The sequence below is a fragment of the Pseudoalteromonas piratica genome (assembly GCF_000788395.1).
Classification (GTDB): domain Bacteria; phylum Pseudomonadota; class Gammaproteobacteria; order Enterobacterales; family Alteromonadaceae; genus Pseudoalteromonas; species Pseudoalteromonas piratica.
The window spans coordinates 1,673,978-1,690,969 of record NZ_CP009888.1; the positions used below are offsets into that span (position 1 = coordinate 1,673,978).

The following is a 16,992-nucleotide window of genomic DNA, read 5'->3' on the forward strand; positions in this document are numbered from 1 at the left end:
AATAATGGCACTTAATTCGCAACATAAGCGCGTTAGTAAAAACCGAGTAAGTATTACTTATGACGTAGAAACTAATGGCGCAACAGAGAAGAAAGAACTTCCTTTTGTTTCAGCCGTATTAGGTAATTTCTCAGGTGATAAAGAAGATCCAAAAGAAGTAGAAGATCGTGAATTTATTCAAGTTGATCAAGATAATTTCGATGAAGTTCTTGGCCGCATCAAGCCTGAATTATCACTAAAAGTTGATAATGTTATTGAAAATGATGACAGCCAGTTCGAAGTGAATCTTGAATTTGAATCGATGAAAGACTTTGAACCAGATGCATTAGTTCAACGCATTGAGCCGCTGAAAAAATTACTTGAAACTCGTAATCAGTTAAATGAATTACTGAGCAAGGCTGATCGTTCTCGCGATTTCGAAAAATTGTTAAAAGACATTCTGCAAAGTGCTGACTCACTTAGCTCACTTTCGGAAGAGCTTGGTGTTAAGGGAGAAGAATAATGTCTGAAGAATTACAACAAGGCGGTGCAGCTGAAGGTGAAAGCCTTTCATTCCTTGACCGTGCTATTAGTGCAACAAGCCAAACTGCACCTGATAGAACAAAAGAGCTATTAACATCGCTAACCAAAGAAGCGATGTCTGGAACGGTAACTTGGGATAAAAACCTAACTGATACCATCGCTAATGCGGTTGCTGCCATTGACCAAAAAATGTCTGAGCAGCTATCTCAAATTATGCAAAAAGATAACTTTCAACAGCTGGAAGGTTCTTGGTTAGGTTTACAAAAACTGATCCGTAATAGTGCGCTTGGTACATCTCAAAAGGTGAAGTTACTTAATATCTCAAAGGACGAGTTATTAGAACAATTTGAAGATGCACCTGCGGTTGACCGTAGCCCGCTATTTAACTCACTTTACCAACACGAATATGGTACAGCGGGTGGTGAACCTTATGGTTTACTATTAGGTGACTATGAGTTTTCTCAATCTGATGAAGACGTTGCATTACTTCGTTATATGGGTGAAGTGGCAGCGGCAAGTCATGCGCCATTCATTGCTGCAGCATCGCCAGAGATGTTTGAGCTAAGCAGCTTCTCAACGTTTAGTGAAGGTAAACCAATTGCACCTGCATTTGATTCACCAAGTTACGCGTCATGGAACTCATTCCGTGAGAGTGATGATGCACGTTATGTCGCATTAACACTGCCTCGTACTATGGCTCGTTTACCGTACGGCTTTAAAGGTAAAAAGATTAAGTCATTTAACTTTGAAGAGCTGGCAAACGATAACGCAGGTAATCCAAAACCAGCAAGTAATGATGAAATTGTTTGGTCAAATGCTGCATACGATATGGCGTTGAACATGAATAACGCATTTGAAGCGTATGGTTGGTGTACAGCAATTCGTGGTATGGATAACGGCGGTAAAGTAGAAGCGTTACCTAACCTGACTTATCTAACAGACTCAGGCGATATTACGCAGCAGTGTCCTACAGAGGTTAATCTGACGGATGAACGTGAAAAAGAGTTAAGCGACTTAGGTTTCTTACCACTTGTTCATTACAAAAATTCTGATTATGCCGTTTTCCTTGGTGGCCAAACGACACAAAAGCCAAAAGAGTATACTGACCCAGATGCAACGGCAAATGCAGCAATTTCAGCGCGTTTACCTTACATTATGGCAAGTAGCCGAATTGCACATTACTTAAAAGTAATGGGTCGCGATAATATCGGCTCTAATATGGAAGCAAGTGATATCCAAAAGCAAATGAGTGAGTGGATTGCTATGTACACTAACTCAGGTGCAATGGGTAATGAAGAGCGTGCTAAAACGCCGCTTGCAGAAGCGCAAATTTCTGTTATTGAGCAACCTGGTCGCCCAGGTGCATACTCGGCGGTAGCGCATTTAAGACCGTGGTTACAAATGGAAGAACTTACAACATCAGTTCGTATGGTTGCAAGTTTACCTGGTTAACCCACTCTATTAGCAACTCCAACTCATTTGTGAGTTGCTATTTAGCGAGGTGCATTTTGTACCTCGCTTTTGATTTAAAAGAATAACAACAAGGATAACTTTGTGTTGCCGAGCAATCAGACGGCCTCAATTGATCAATCAAAAGCCTTAGTATGTCATTTGATTGCAGAAATTGATCGTTTAATTAGTGAACAGCTTTCACAGGTAATGTCGAATCCAAAGTTTCAAGAACTTGAAGCACGTTGGTTAAACTTACATGAGCTTGTTAATTTGCCGGTTAACTATAAAGTAATTAAAGTCCGTATTTTTAATATTTCGTGGCAAGAAATTTCTCAAGATCTTAATATTTCAACCTCGGTCTCCCATTCCCGTCTTTACAATTTAATTGCGAATAAAGAATTTAATACCTTAGGCGGTGAGCCCTATGGTTTAATTGTTGTTGACCACAATATTACGTTAGAGTTTGATTATGAGAATGAGTTCGATGATCTCTACACTCTCGAACTCTTGTCTGCATTGGGTGAAAAGAGTTTGTGCCCAATTATTCTGGATGCGGATGATGGCTTTTTAGGAGCACAAGGGGAGCAGTACCTTGCAGACTTTGAAAAAGTAAGCCGTGTACTGACCGATCATGATTTTGATACTTGGCATCGCTTAAGAGAAAGCGCAAATAGCCACTTTCTAGGTTTGGTGTTTAACAAAGTCGCTATTCGTGAAAGTTATGAATTTTATCCAGCGGGGTTTGTGTTTAACGAGAGTGAAACGCAAACTTACAAATGGGGTAATGCTGCAACTACCTTTTTAAAAAATGTGATTGTTGAATATAATCGCGTGCGTTGGTTTGGTTTTTTAAAATCTCGAAAACTTGATTCATCAGGTGGAAGCTCAATAAAAAATTACGGTTTAAAATCTGCGGTACCACCAAAATTTAAAATCCACTTATCAGCATCTACCGCCGCTTTTTTATCCCAATTAGGGCTCATTCCTATTTTCCACAATCCTTTAAATAATCGATACTTTTTTCAATCTAATAATTCGGTGAAACTAGAGGTAGAGGGAGAAAATCGCTTTCTTATTCAAACTACTCTGATGATTAGCCGCATAGCGCATTATGTGAAATTACAACTAAGGCAAATGATTGGTGCATCAATGGAACCCCATGATTGTGAAAACAGAATCAGTCACTGGTTAGAACAATACTGTTCTAACTCAATTGTGAATGATGAAGTCACATTAGCGGGGATGCCACTGCGCACTGCGAAAGTAACAGTAAATGAAGAACCGGGTTCATTAAAACGCTACAGTTGCCAAATTGATTTAGTACCACAGTATCAATACGACCGTGTGGCAAGTATGGTTAGTCTTTCTACGGCGGTTGAATAAATGTCATTTTTTAGTGCTTTTTACCTCGACCAAGAGGAAGTTAAAACAAATTCGATGGATGAACTTGTGTTGTCAATTCATCACAATATTGGACTTATTTTAAAAACAGAAGCAGCGAGTTTACATCAAGGTGATGGTAGTTTGAGTGACGATTCTAACCTGTGTTTTGGCTTAGAAGATATGGCGCTATTTAGTCGTTTAAACTCAGGGCAACAAATTGCACTTAGAATAAAAACAAAAATCATGCAATTTGAACCGCGATTAGAAGACATTAATGTCAGCTATGTTGATGAGGCGAGCAAGTCTAAATTAACTAATACGCTAAAATTTGAAGTGTCTGCCATGTTAACAGTTAACGGGAAAAAAGAATTATTACAATTTGATACTGATATCAACCTAACAAAAATGACAGTAATGATAGAGAACGATACCAATTATGATTAATCGCATGTTAAAACATTTTGAGGATGAACTTGCGAGTATCAGAAGCGGGTTAGAGGGTTTTCGAAAGCGTTTTAGACGAGAAGCCGAACACATCAATTTAAATGACAAAGGACAAGAAGATCCTAATGTAACACGATTAGTTGACAGTTTTGCTTGGGTGTCAGCTAAAAACGCTATTCAAATTGATTCGTTACGCACAAGGCATATCGAAGAGTTTGCACAGATAGTCTCGCCCAATTTATTTCGCACACTGCCGACTGTTGTAAAAGCGCATTTTAAACCAAATCCAGATGACTTTAATAAACCCGTCTTTCTTGACAAAAAAGTTGAGGTTGAGATTGATGTGATTAATAAAGGTGATGAGAACACACAAGTAACCTTGTGTAATTCTTTACCAATTACCTTTAGCCCAGTTGAGATAAGCTCATTCAAACTTGAACAAACCCCCTTTGAGCATGCGATCCCAGAAAATTTAGACACTAAGCATGCACTTTATTGTTTACGCGTTGCACTTGATCCAATTAGTTTAGAAGTTGATATGAAGCAAGTGCTTTCTCAACCCTTACAATTACATTTTAGTAATGAGTCAATAGGTCGAAATGTTGCGGATATCATTAACCATGCATTGCTCGACGTTGCTATTACAATCGATAATCAAGACCAGTCTGTGTCACTTGGACGTGAAAACTTTAAACCATTGGTAATTGATAATGACTTTATTGTTTCGCCAATCGCAAAACATGAAATTCCTATTTATTTCAAACTAAAAGAATACTTTTCTATTCCTGAAAAGCGTCATTTTTTTATTGTGCGCAACCCTTATGACATTGCTGTTGAGCCGGGCCAGAGAGTGTATTTAGACTTTTATTTGAATGAACTTGGCTCCGCTTTAGTGGAAGAAAAGAAACTCGAAGTGAAGATAAATAAGACGTTATTTAGTAATTTATTTCATCAAACTTCTGAGCCAATTCGGGTTAATTACCAAGAACTATCTTATCCAGTTATTGCCGATGCAAGTCAGTCTCATATTCAAGTCTATTCGATTGACCGCGTTTTTCGCATTGGCAATGAGGGTGCTACTGAAATCCCGCCAATTTTAGGTAAAGAAGCAACTGATTTTAATCAACAATTGTATTGGTCTCAAACAACTAAGCTTGGCCGAGGTCGCAATATTAAAGCGCTTTCTGGTCAGGAAGTGAAACACCTTATTTTTCCTCTGAACAAGTCGAGTGATACCTTACAAAATGGTTTTACAGCGTACTCTGAGATTACTTGCTTTGATGCGTTTTTAGCTAATAAGGTCCACGTGGGCAATCAAATTATTGTAAATACGGAAGAAGCGTTAGCTGGCGAATTCACAGTCGGTGGTGTGGCGATTCAACCGAACCTTGTCTCAACGGATGAGCAAAATTATTGGAATATGCTGAAGCTGCTGTCTTTTAATATGTCTCAGTTACTTACTGTTGAGAATGCCAAGGAAAGCTTAAAAGGTTTTTTACGTCTTTTTATAAATACCAATGCAACACATCATGAGTTAAATGTTATTTATGATGTGACTGCAAAAAAGATTAATTCACCTTTTTTACTCGAGGGTAGAATGGTGTTTGTGCCGGGTATGAAAATAGAGATTACACTCGATAATTCAGAGTTGAATGCAGATTACTCTTTGTTTATTGAGTTGTTAAATGATTTCTTCTTAGCACAAACTGCTTTTGATCGCTGCTGCCAGCTTATGGTTTCATACACAAGTTTTAATTGGCCAACCAAAGTGTTTGATGCACAGTTAGGAGAGCGAGTATGCAGCTAAGGCAAAAAGCACTTAACAAAGTAAAATCAACACTGCATTTTAATCGTCTAGCTCGTATTCTTGGTGTTAAGAAGATTAGCTATAAGCAAGACTTATTTTCCAATCAGTATCACGACAAATATATTAAATATACTCAGCTACCTGATAGTCACTTGGTCGTACGCTCCAATCAAGCCTCGTTATTTGGTATCAATGGTGGTTTGCCTAATTTTATTCTTGATTGGTTAAAAGAAGCTTACCTTAAATCGAACCGTGCTTATTTACGATTTATTGCAATTTTTGATGATGTGTTGGTTAAGCAAACAGTCAAGCTCGATACATTTAATTCTATTGTTTACCGTGCCGAGCAATGCGAAACCTTACAGCAGCAAGAAACATTAAAACAAAGCTACTTTAAAGCATTAAGCGAACACTATACTGGTTTAAATATGCTGCCTGCGACATTAATCGTCCGGGCAGAGGGAAACTCCCTTGCTAACTTGAAGCTTTTGCTTGCGTATTATTTTCCATTTGAATTTGCTATTAATTTGAATACATTGGAAAAGAAGCGCATACCCCGAGAGGCGAGGGGGCGACTTGGTCAGTGCAAACTCGGGCAAGGGGCAATAATCGGTGAGTCATTTATGCAGCTTGGGCGAAAGCTGAATATTACTGTAAAGATAGATGATGCAACATTTTTTACTGAACTTGAACAGCAAAGCAGCGCTGCAGTGGATGTTTTATCAACAATTAAATTAATTTGTAACCATTATGTTAATCACGAAGTTGTAGTTAACGTTGAGGCTGAATATACTGGTTCAGAACAATCGTGTTTGGCACTTTCAAAAGATAAGCAACACACGTTATTGCTAGGGGTTAATTCAAACTTAGCGTCTCAACGCGGAACCAGTCAACGAACCGTAAGGGCTCTTTAGAGCTAAAAGGATTTTTATGTCACAAATATCAATTTCAAAGCTCATTTCTTTTTTAGATAATAACTTAAAGAATGCATTAGAGTATGCTGCCGCAGACGCGATGAAAGCACAAGTTGGTGCCATCGAAGTTGAGCACTGGCTTTCAAGTTTATTACAAGGTCGAGATCCAAAGCTTCAGCAGTTTCTTGAATCGCAAAAAGTTGATTTAGCAGCACTAAGCAGTGAATTAGATAAAGCGCTTGCGAGTTTAGAACGCACTCATTCAGGACAACCAACGATTAGCCCTGATGTAATCGAGCTTATTAAGTCTGCTTGGTTAATTGCGTCTGTTGAATTTTCTCATAGCTCAGTTGTTGGTTTACATTTATTACTCGCTCTACTTCAAACCGATCCATTATCCTTAAACAGACATCACTTTAAGTCGTTGGCAAACGTTTCGATTGAAAGTCTAAAAGAATACATAAAATCGTTATCGATCAAAGCAAATAAACCTGCAGCAGGGCAAGCTGCTGAGGTTACTTCCTCAGTGGTTAATGGTGCTTTAGACAAATATACAGTTAATTTAACCCAAGCAGCTAAAAATGGTGAGTTAGACATTGTTTCTGGTCGTTCTGATGAAGTGCGTTTAGCAATCGATATCTTATGCCGTAAACGTCAAAATAATCCGATTTTTGTCGGGGAACCAGGCGTTGGTAAAACAGCAGTTGTTGAAGGGTTAGCGCAGAAAATTGCAAATGATGAGGTACCGCCAGTACTGGCTGGTGTACAAATACATTCGCTTGATTTGGGCCTGCTGCAAGCGGGCGCAAGTGTTAAAGGTGAATTTGAAAATCGCCTTAAGGACGTTATTAACGAAGTTAAAAATTCGGATGTGCCAATTGTCGTTTTTATCGATGAAGCACATACATTAATTGGTGCAGGTGGTGCAGAAGGTCAAAATGATGCGGCCAACTTATTAAAACCTGCGCTGGCGCGCGGAGAGTTTAGAACACTTGCGGCAACCACTTGGGAAGAATACAAAAAATATTTTGAGAAAGATCCTGCACTTACCCGTCGTTTCCAGGTAGTTAAAGTTGAAGAACCTAATGAAACAGATGCATTGCAAATGTTAAGAGGGGTGGCTGAATCTCTGAAAAAGCATCATAACGTATTTATTACTGAGGCAGCGTTAGAAGCCGCAGTAAATTTATCTATTCGCTACCTTCCAAGCAGAAAATTACCTGACAAAGCAATCAGCATTTTAGACACCTCTTGTGCCAGAATTGCACTGACCCAAAGTGCAAAACCAGCTCAGCTAGAGAAAACAGAACAAGCTATTAGGTATCTTGAAAACGAATTAGTCTCGTTAAATAAAGAAAACGATATGTTGGATAATCAATCGCCAACAATCAGTGAAAAGCAAGCTGAAAAAGTAAAATTGGAAGCCGAGCTAGAAACCATTAAAGAGCAATGGGAACAAGAAAAAACGCTTGTGGCTGAGCTTAGTGCGATTCAAAAAGGTGATAAACAAGGGGATTTCCTCGCGTTACTTGAAAAGCTAAAAGCATTGCAGGGTGAGTCACCAATGGTGCATGCAATTGTTGATGAACAAACTATTGCTGAGGTAATTGGTGCTTGGACAGGGATCCCAATTGGTAATTTATTAAAAGATGAAGTTGCAAAATTACTTTCTTTAGAAGATTCACTTCATCAACGTATTATTGGTCAATCACACGCAATGCATGAACTCGCAAAAAGTATTCGAGTGTCGCGCGCTGGACTTACAGATAAACGTAAGCCTGTCGGTGTCTTCCTTATGTGTGGGCCAAGTGGTGTTGGTAAATCGGAAACAGCGTTAACCCTTGCTGATCAATTGTTTGGTGGTGAGCAAGATATGACAGTCATTAACATGACTGAATTTAAAGAAGCACACAAAGTATCTATGTTGCTTGGTTCTCCAGCTGGATACGTGGGCTACGGTAAAGGTGGTGTGCTGACTGAAGCAATTAGACGCAACCCATATTGTGTTTTACTCCTAGATGAAATGGAAAAAGCTCACCCAAGTGTGCACGATATTTTTTATCAAATTTTTGATAAAGGCTGTATCCAAGATAGTGAGGGGCGAAATATTGATTTTCGCAATACCTTAATCATTATGACCTCCAATGCCGCAGATAGTGCAATTGTTGATTATTGTGATGAACAGCAATCAAGGCCCGAATTAATTGAATTAGTTGACCATATTCGTCCCGCACTGCAAGAATATTTTAAGCCAGCATTCCTCGGACGATGCAACATCATTCCTTATTACGCGTTAAATACCGATGAGTTGGCACAAATTGCAGGTATTTCATTAAAGCGTATTGCGCAAAAGCTTGAAGAAACTTATGGTGCATCATTGAGTTATGATCAATCATTTATTGACTATGTGGTTGCTAAGGGGAATGAACCAACGATTGGTGGCCGTGCAATTGAACAAATAATGAATCGCAACCTTATGCCATTATTGGCTGAAAAGTGTATTGAAAGAATTAGCAATGGTGACGCAATTAGCAATGTAACCATTTCGGGTCTTGCCGATGCATCGGACTTCCAACTTACAGTAGAATAAGCCTGAATGAAGAGAGTTTTGATTTCAATGTTTTTGATGTTATTAGCATTATCATCAAAAACATTATTTGGGCAGGAAAAAGTCCGTCTAGCAACGCATCATGCGTTTCCTTATCACTATATTGAAAATGGCACGGTGCAAGGAGACGTAATTCGTCAAATTAAATGTGCTTTTAATCGAATGGAAACAGCTTATCGCGCTGAATTTAGTGATTGGGTTGATGTTGAGTTAAGACTTCGTACTGGTAACTTAGACGCCATTTTTGCAGTCGCGGCAAGTCCATCAAGAAATGAGTTTGGTGAACTTTCTACGCCGTTAGCTTCGAAAAACCTCTATTGGTATTTTACGGGTCCCAAAATAGATATAGCGCAAACAAATCCACTTTATCAAAAGTATAAAGTGGCCGCTGATTTTGGCTCTGATGAATGGCTTGCGCTTAAACGGAGTGGTTACAATGTGCAAAAAAAACCACGTAATGCTCAAGAACTTGTTAAATTGCTTGTGAGCCATGAAGTTGATGCAATTTTATTGGATGAAAAAGAATTCGAATATGAATTAGCAAAACAAAACTTGCAAAGCACTCGGTTTTCGCGCCAATTTTATGGGAAAATGGCGCTTGGGGTTCTATTTTCTAAGGCTTTTTTGAATGAGCATCCAACATTTCTACAGTCATTTAATACTGCATCATCAAATTGTATTGTGCACAATGGAAGGAAATAAGCGATGAACTCTGCAATGTTACAAGTGACAGAGTGCCCAGATGACGTTCGTTTACTTTCCCGTATGGCGATCGTTGGAGAGTCAGGCGTTGCACTTGGGGGATCGATAGAATGTGATCTTATTTTACCGGCTGTTGAACCGAATCAGGACATTAGCACTGTTTATTTTTGTGTCAAACAAGATAAACAACAGAGCTGCTATAAACTAATTATTAAGGTAGAAGGGATCACAGTTAATCAGCGTCCGCAAATCGCAAACTCTTCTGTGACACTTAATGATGGAGATGTAATAGCAGTTCATGGTTATACTCTGCTGTTTTCAAATGATAATACCATCGATGAAGCTCAGAGCCCTGCACCGACTAAGACGACAGAAGAGAGATCCGACTTTTATGACACGGTTTCTGGCGTTGAGTTTGATGCAAGTAATATATTTGCTGATCTTGAAAGTGAATTAGATCAAGTTGCAGAGCAGCACACGCAATCACAAGAAGATGAGTTTGTTGATTATCAGGCTTATCAAGAAGCAGATGTTGCAATACCATCGAGCAATAATACACAGTCAGTTGAAAAAAAATTAGATAAGCTATTAGAAGTATCGCAAAATCCATGGATACAGCAAAAACAATTGCTTATGATGTTAGATGGGATTGTGGATGAATTTATTAAAGAGTTCGATCCAGATATAATTGAAGATATGGTTGGGCCGCCGTCGCGTTGGAATAACAAGCAATGGCTTGCGTATAAGAACTATTACCAACGAAAGCAAAGGGAAGGCCACTTTAAACGACAATTTAAAGCGCTGTTAATCGAATGCATGCAAAAATAATAATTACAATACTATTGCTAACGCTTACCGGCTGTTCAAGTAACGATATATTACAACGTTTCTCGTTACCTGTTCAGTTAAAGCTAGAGACAAATAGTGAACTTAATTGGTCAAATAATACGGCCAATCCTGTTGCTATTCGTCTTTATCAATTAGAAAAGTCAGATCGCTTCTTACAAAGCGACTTTATTACCTTGTTTAACAGTGATAAATCTGTTTTAGCTGAGCAATTAATCGAGCGTCAGAGATGGTATCCTGTCATGCCATCTACCGAAGAGTTTAAAACCATTGAGCTTTTACCAGGTGTTCGTCATTTGGCCGTGCTTGTTGAGTTTTCTGACTATCAAAATAGTGCCGCGACGGCGTTGATCACATTGCCTGAAGATATATCTAAAGAAACTGTTCTATGGTTGGGTATTCAAGGCACTAATGTAACCTTCAATGTAATATCAGAGCCGAGTTGGTGGGATAGTCTGTTCAGTTGGGGATCATAAAAGTGAATAATAAAATTGTATGGCGTGAAGGAACATTTCTCTATCCACAACATTTTCAACAAATGGATAGCCATTTAGAAGGGGTTGTTCAAGATTACAGCCGTTTGACGACGGCAGAGTTTTCTCCGCATTGTGGGTTAACCCGCTTAAAAATAAATGATGCATTGTTAAAACTAGGTCAGTTTTCAATTCAAGCCTGTGAAGGCATTTTACCTGACGGGCAATATTTTAAACTAGCGAGTGAGATTGCCTTGGAGATCCCAGAGGGGGTCATCGACCAAATGATTTATCTCACAGTGCCAATTATGCTGATCGGCAATGATAGCTTTAATAATCAATTAGCGACCTCTAGGTATCGTACAGACTTTACTAAAGTGTTCGATTTTACATCTAGTGAGCAAGCCGAGTTAGAGGTTGAGCAAGCATCCCTCAATATCACATTACAGTTAGAGCAAGACAACTTAGATGGCTTTGTTAAATTAGCCGTGGGTAAAGTATTGGAAGTGAACGGTAACGGTGAGTTGGTTATTGATCGCGCTTTTATTCCTGACTGTCTCAGTTTAGGTGCTGCGGATATTTTATTAGAACGTATCAAAGAACTCGAAACCCTCGCTAACGCGAAAGCTAATCAGTTGATCACCCGATTAAATGCAATGGTCGAAACGCAAAATGCGGCAGTGTTATTTAAAGAGCAGCAACTATTGATGGTTATCTACCATTGGTTACCTTGGCTGGAAGCAACTCAGCGAACTCAGCACTACAAATTAGGCCGTTTTTTCTATGAACTAAAACAGTTCGAGGCAGCTTTGTTAAGCATTGATTTTGAGCTGCGTACGCCTTGGACTCCGCTTACTTTTGAGAGCTTATTTAAAGAGTTTCATACAGTTATTTCGCGTATTAAAGATAAGCTTTCGATTAATCAACAACAAAATGTCATCGAATATTTGTGGGATAAATCTCTGTTTGATAGCCGTCGTATGTTGCTTGCAAAAATCAAGCAACTCGAAGTAAGACAAGCGCAACGTGTGATTATTGCCGTCACTTCAGAGAAGACTATCGCCAAAGAAGTGTTTGAAACGGGCTTTAAGTTGGCGGGTAACAAGAGCATTGTTGAATGTATTAAGAACGCCACTCAGGGGGTAAGCGTCACTGCGTTACCTTTTTCACCCCCTGAACTAAAAGAGCAAGCAGCTACAAGCTACTTTCAAGTGAATATTGATGATGTGTTGTGGCAAAAGGTATTAGAAAATAAAGAGATGCTTGCATTACATATTGATGCACGTATTTATATTGATGACGTAAAACTATTTTTAATTAATTAATATGCAAATTGCGAGTTATACCGTAAATCAGTTTTCATTGGTTGATGAAAAAAATACAGCGCTTAAAGACTTACTGACTGAATTTGAATGGCAGGAAGAAGCTTTATTGCGCCTAAGTTTACCATTGATGCCAATGATAGATGCGATTGGCTCGTTAGATGACGCGAAATCACTCGATAATTTGCGCGATAAATTAGTACTCGAATTAAAAGAATTGAAACGTCGTGGGCGTGATGAAAATGTGGCGCCAGCTTTACTCGATAAGTTATGTTTCTTATGGGCCGCTTATTTTGATGAGCGCGTTAGTTATGAGTGTGCGTTAGACACAACTCAATGGCAGAACAACACCCTTGTAAGTCAGCTATTTGGCATTCGAAATAGTGGGGAAACGTTTTTTAGTTTGCTTAAACAACTAATGGAGTTTCCGAAAAAACACTTGGAGCTGATTAAAATATGTTACTTGCTTCTTCAGCTTGGCTTTAAAGGCCAGTTTAACAATCAACAGCACGCACAACTTAACAAAATAATAGCGGATGTTAATTTTGCAATTTCTGAGCTAGCAGGATTTAAAGCGCCTAAAACCAATCAACAAGAACGGACTAAAGCATTGCGTTCACACCTCAGCTTTGGCTTATTCAAAGGCGTTTCTATTGTTCCTTTCTCCTTGTTTATTGTTGTTTTACTCGCCATTGGCTTAGTTTCTTACAATTATTACGTCGGTACAATTTATCAGAAGCAGCACCTTGAATATGATGATATGGCTAAAAGCACATTGAATCACATTGAACAACTTCAACCTAAGAAAGTATTTATTGAAAACACGCAATACCTTGAACAGCATCGTTACCAAGAGAAACGAGTTGGTGATGAAAAACCAATTGAAATAGACAAAAGAGAAGTAATAGTGCCAGAACAAGCAACTGCAATTACCCGTTACTTTGTTCAAATTGGTGCATTTTATGAACTTTCTCGAGCAGTAAGGTTGCAAACGCAGTGTAGTAATGAAAGCTATGCTTTGGTAATTGAGGCCGATAGTGAGCGTCAACGCGTTGGGTATATTGCAAATGGCTATACCCAGGCAAAGCTTGCGAGTGATTTTTTGTCAGATATTTGCCAAGTTTCCCCTTATATTAAGGAGTATCAGTGAATCGTTCCCTAATCCGCCTCTGGAGTGGGGCTACTCTGATCACTATCGCTATCGTAGTTGCTATTGTAAATGCGGTGATGGAATATTCACTTGGCCTTTATGTGTGGTGCCTTGCTTTTGCACTTATCGGTCTTTTAGTTATTTTGTTGCCAAGTATCAATCAGCGATTGATGCGAGGCGTGCATAAACGCAACCAGTTTAAACAGTACACATTATTAATCCAGGGCGCGCAGCGAAAGTTAAAGCTGGACTCTAACCTTTATAAGACCGCTTGGTACTTGGTGGTTTCCGAAGATGGCGTAAGTGAGAACTTTGCACAGTTTAATCGTGTCAGTCTTGCCAATATACCCGCTGAAATCGAGTTGTATCATGTTAAAGGCGCGTTAATTTGGCACCTCAAAACATCAGAAAACCAAACACGTGAAAACTTTTTGGCTTGGCTTAATTACATTCGCCCAAAGCAAGCGCTAAATGGCGTATTACTGCTAACAGATGCCTTTAGTTTGATTCAGCGTTCGCAAAAAGCTAAACAAGATTTCTTAACGGATCTTAAATCGCAACTCGAAACTATTTTTATACGTAATGGGGTAAAAGTCCCACTTCATTTGTTTTTATGTGGCATTAATAAACTCGATGGACTTGCTGAGAGTTTGCATTTGCAAGCCGACTTAGATGACTTAACCTTTGATTTGACTGACCAAGGGCAAACAATTCAAAACACGTTATCACAAGCGTGTGATGCCTTATTCAAAAAACTTTTCATTAGCAATATTCACCAAGTGTCACTGCAAATTGATGAGACTTTCAAACGCAAACAACTGCTTGGGTCAATGCAGCTACAATATTTAAAGCTTGCAATTGAGTCTTTTGTATCCGATTTAATGGACTTCAATGGACTAGAATCACCTTTTAAATTAACTAGTTTCCATTTTGTGGAATCAGAGTTTACGGAGCATCGGGTTAATCTTGCAACGGCACATACCTTAATTGAAATTAATCAAACGATGCTGCCAGTATTGCAAGATGCTAATTTGAAACCCAAAGTTGAACTGACGAAAACCTTTGCTGCACAAGTCTTGCCATTATCCGACTCAGCGCCCACAAATAAGCGTCGCGTGATAAAGCACTTTATGAATCAATTCATGTTGTTTGTGACAGGTATTTCGGCCTTTGCATTCGCGTCTTGGGTTGGTTGGAAAGCCTTTATATATAATGAATCATTACATACCGAATTTAGTGATGTTCACGCTCAGTATCGAGAGTCGCTAAACGACAGTGTGTATGACATTACCGATCCTGCCACAATCATTGAGCCGCTAACTGTTCTGCGTATTGCTTATGCTCAATTTATTAAGGAACAACAAAAAAAGCCATGGTTTGCTTTACCCGTTTTAACTTCCATTGAAAGGGAATCGCACTACCAAGCACTGTATAAAGAGCAGTTAAAATTAGCGCTGGAACCTGTGCTGATGAATTACTTAGAAGAAGAGCTTTTTGTTTACCTTGAATTGGAAGATTATTTGAAGGTTATTAACACTAAAGATGTTTACGAGTCATTTGCAGCAGCTGAAAATCAAGATGTTGTGATTAATTATATGCTTCATTCTTTAAATGATGGCGGTGTATTAGATGAAGTTGAAGCGCAAAATTTTATCGCGCTAATTAATGATTACTATCAGCTTGGTTACAGTAAAATTAAAACTAATGATGAGTTATTGGCAATTGTTGATAGCCAGTTAGCATTACAAGACCCCAATCAGTTGATGTATAAATATGTTAAACAGCTGCCAGATTTTGCTCGATTAATCGATATTAGAAATGCGTTACTCGGCGATGAAAAAGTGCAAAAAGCCTTGTTTAAAGTAAGCGGAAGCAGTTCGAGTTTTCTTGTGCCTCAGTTATTTACGCCTGCAGCAATGCAACAATTGTCTTTTGTACCAGAGTCAGACTTTATGAAAAAGCTGGTGAAGGACAATCACGGTTTCTTTAAAACGAAACCCTCAAGTCGTGAGTTAACCCGTATTGGAAATTATTTAAAATATCGCTACATCAATGACTACATCAGCTTTTGGCGACAATATTACCAACAAATAGCGTTAGCTGATGACCTTTCGTTAGGCCCAGTATTATCAGCTTTAACTGAAAAACAAAAGTCGCCGCTAGTGCAATTATACAGCACACTAAGAAACTATATTGTTATACCAGCGGTGGATATTCCGAGTTTTGAAAAAACAGATAGTGCCGCCAAAGCGCCGAAAAAGTTGGCTGCTAAAGCTAAAAAGCTAGATAAAGTGGCAAACGCTGCCAGTGGATTGCTCAATCCTGAACAGTCGCTCGCTATCGCGCAAGCACAAGAGCATAATGAGATCAGTGAAAAAATTGCTCAGGCATTTTCTCAGAACACCTTGATTAGCGGTGACCGTGAAGTGATTAGCAATGAATATCAAATTCTGGTGAAGCAACTCTCGGCACTAAAGCTGTGGTTAGCAAAAGCAGATAATGACGTTATACCTGGGTTAACGTATTTCAATCAGTTAAGCAGTGAAACTCGCTTTAATGATTTCTCTGGATTGTGGCTGACTAACTTTTCTGAACCGCCAGTCCGTCAACTGATAGACATGGTACTTGCGCAATCTGCTGCGCATATTCAAGATAAAGTGACTGCATACTTACAGCAAGCGTGGCTCGATGCAGTTAAATTGCCTTATCAGAAAAATGTCGCCCCCTATTATCCATTTAATCGACAAGGCAATGATTTACCTCTCTCAGAAATGGCTACCTATTTTGCACCGCAGAGTTCGGTAAATACATTTAATGAAACAGTATTACGCAATTTTGTGAGTGTCGGCAATGCTAAACAATTGGCTATTTTCGATAAAAACTCAGTGATAACCTTAAACAGTGATGTTGAGCGGTTTATTGACCAATATTTAAAGTTACAAAAACGCCTTTATGGACGAAATAATGAGCTTCAGGTTTCAGTAAACTTATCTGCAAAGAGCATGTCACCAGAATTAGCCGCGTTTATGCTGCAAACTGGCGACAGCGCATTGCATTATACTCATGGCCCTGAAATCCCCAAAACGGTTAACTGGCCTAAAGAATTTGCAGATAGTAAGTTAACGCTAACGCTGAGCGATCTTAATAATCAGAAAAAGCAATTTGAGTACCAAGGTGTTTGGGGGATTTATCGCCTGATTAGTGAATATCAAACAAGTACTAACAGCAATGTATTACGTATTCCTTACAATGATAAGCAAAGTGTGGATATAGCGGTTAAAGGTATTAATGATAAAAATAATATTTTAAATCCACATTTTTTTGCTCAGCTAGAAATACCATCGACGTTATTACAATAAGTAACGTTAA

13 protein-coding genes are annotated in these 16,992 nt (G+C 38.8%); all 13 read left to right on the top strand.

Annotation, left to right across the window (positions count from 1 at the left end; translation table 11 throughout):
* Window positions 1–4: 4 nt before the first annotated feature.
* The 13 genes from tssB to OM33_RS07740 all read left to right on the top strand — a co-directional run bounded on the left by tssB (window position 5) and on the right by OM33_RS07740 (window position 16,982).
* Window positions 5–502, top strand: coding sequence for a type VI secretion system contractile sheath small subunit (tssB, locus tag OM33_RS07680; RefSeq protein WP_010560612.1), 498 nt, complete (start codon window positions 5–7; stop codon window positions 500–502).
* Window positions 502–1,974 (top strand): type VI secretion system contractile sheath large subunit, encoded by a 1,473-nt coding sequence (gene tssC, locus OM33_RS07685; RefSeq protein WP_038640573.1) that lies wholly within the window; start codon window positions 502–504, stop codon window positions 1,972–1,974. The genes tssB and tssC overlap by 1 nt, the downstream gene beginning before the upstream one ends.
* A 102-nt stretch (window positions 1,975–2,076) precedes the next feature.
* The gene (locus OM33_RS07690) at window positions 2,077–3,357 is read left to right on the top strand and encodes a type VI secretion system contractile sheath domain-containing protein (RefSeq protein ID WP_052140934.1); all 1,281 of its coding nucleotides are present in this window, start codon (window positions 2,077–2,079) and stop codon (window positions 3,355–3,357) included.
* Entirely contained in the window at window positions 3,358–3,801 is a 444-nt protein-coding gene (gene tssE, locus OM33_RS07695) for a type VI secretion system baseplate subunit TssE (RefSeq protein WP_038640575.1), read from the top strand. It begins immediately after the preceding gene.
* Between the two features lie 4 nt (window positions 3,802–3,805).
* Window positions 3,806–5,608, top strand: a complete 1,803-nt coding sequence (locus OM33_RS07700; RefSeq protein ID WP_234402687.1) for a type VI secretion system baseplate subunit TssF — start codon at window positions 3,806–3,808, stop codon at window positions 5,606–5,608.
* Window positions 5,599–6,522 carry a type VI secretion system baseplate subunit TssG gene (locus tag OM33_RS07705; RefSeq protein WP_038640579.1) on the top strand — a complete coding sequence of 308 codons (924 nt, stop codon included), beginning with the start codon at window positions 5,599–5,601 and terminating at the stop codon, window positions 6,520–6,522. Before OM33_RS07700 ends, OM33_RS07705 begins: the two co-directional genes overlap by 10 nt.
* A 16-nt stretch (window positions 6,523–6,538) precedes the next feature.
* Window positions 6,539–9,112 (top strand): type VI secretion system ATPase TssH, encoded by a 2,574-nt coding sequence (gene tssH / locus OM33_RS07710; protein ID WP_038640581.1) that lies wholly within the window; start codon window positions 6,539–6,541, stop codon window positions 9,110–9,112.
* Between the two features lie 6 nt (window positions 9,113–9,118).
* The gene (locus tag OM33_RS07715) at window positions 9,119–9,832 is read left to right on the top strand and encodes a substrate-binding periplasmic protein (protein ID WP_038640583.1); all 714 of its coding nucleotides are present in this window, start codon (window positions 9,119–9,121) and stop codon (window positions 9,830–9,832) included.
* A 3-nt stretch (window positions 9,833–9,835) separates the two neighbouring features.
* Window positions 9,836–10,660, top strand: a complete 825-nt coding sequence (locus tag OM33_RS07720; RefSeq protein WP_038640584.1) for an FHA domain-containing protein — start codon at window positions 9,836–9,838, stop codon at window positions 10,658–10,660.
* Window positions 10,645–11,154, top strand: a complete 510-nt coding sequence (gene tssJ / locus OM33_RS07725; protein WP_038640586.1) for a type VI secretion system lipoprotein TssJ — start codon at window positions 10,645–10,647, stop codon at window positions 11,152–11,154. The genes OM33_RS07720 and tssJ overlap by 16 nt, the downstream gene beginning before the upstream one ends.
* A 2-nt stretch (window positions 11,155–11,156) precedes the next feature.
* The gene (gene tssK / locus OM33_RS07730; RefSeq protein WP_038640588.1) at window positions 11,157–12,476 is read left to right on the top strand and encodes a type VI secretion system baseplate subunit TssK; all 1,320 of its coding nucleotides are present in this window, start codon (window positions 11,157–11,159) and stop codon (window positions 12,474–12,476) included.
* A gap of 1 nt (window position 12,477) precedes the next feature.
* Window positions 12,478–13,623, top strand: a complete 1,146-nt coding sequence (locus tag OM33_RS07735; protein WP_038640590.1) for a DotU family type IV/VI secretion system protein — start codon at window positions 12,478–12,480, stop codon at window positions 13,621–13,623.
* Window positions 13,620–16,982: a type VI secretion protein IcmF/TssM N-terminal domain-containing protein gene (locus tag OM33_RS07740; RefSeq protein WP_038640592.1), complete on the top strand. Its 3,363-nt coding sequence runs from the start codon at window positions 13,620–13,622 to the stop codon at window positions 16,980–16,982. The genes OM33_RS07735 and OM33_RS07740 overlap by 4 nt, the downstream gene beginning before the upstream one ends.
* Window positions 16,983–16,992 lie beyond the last annotated feature (10 nt).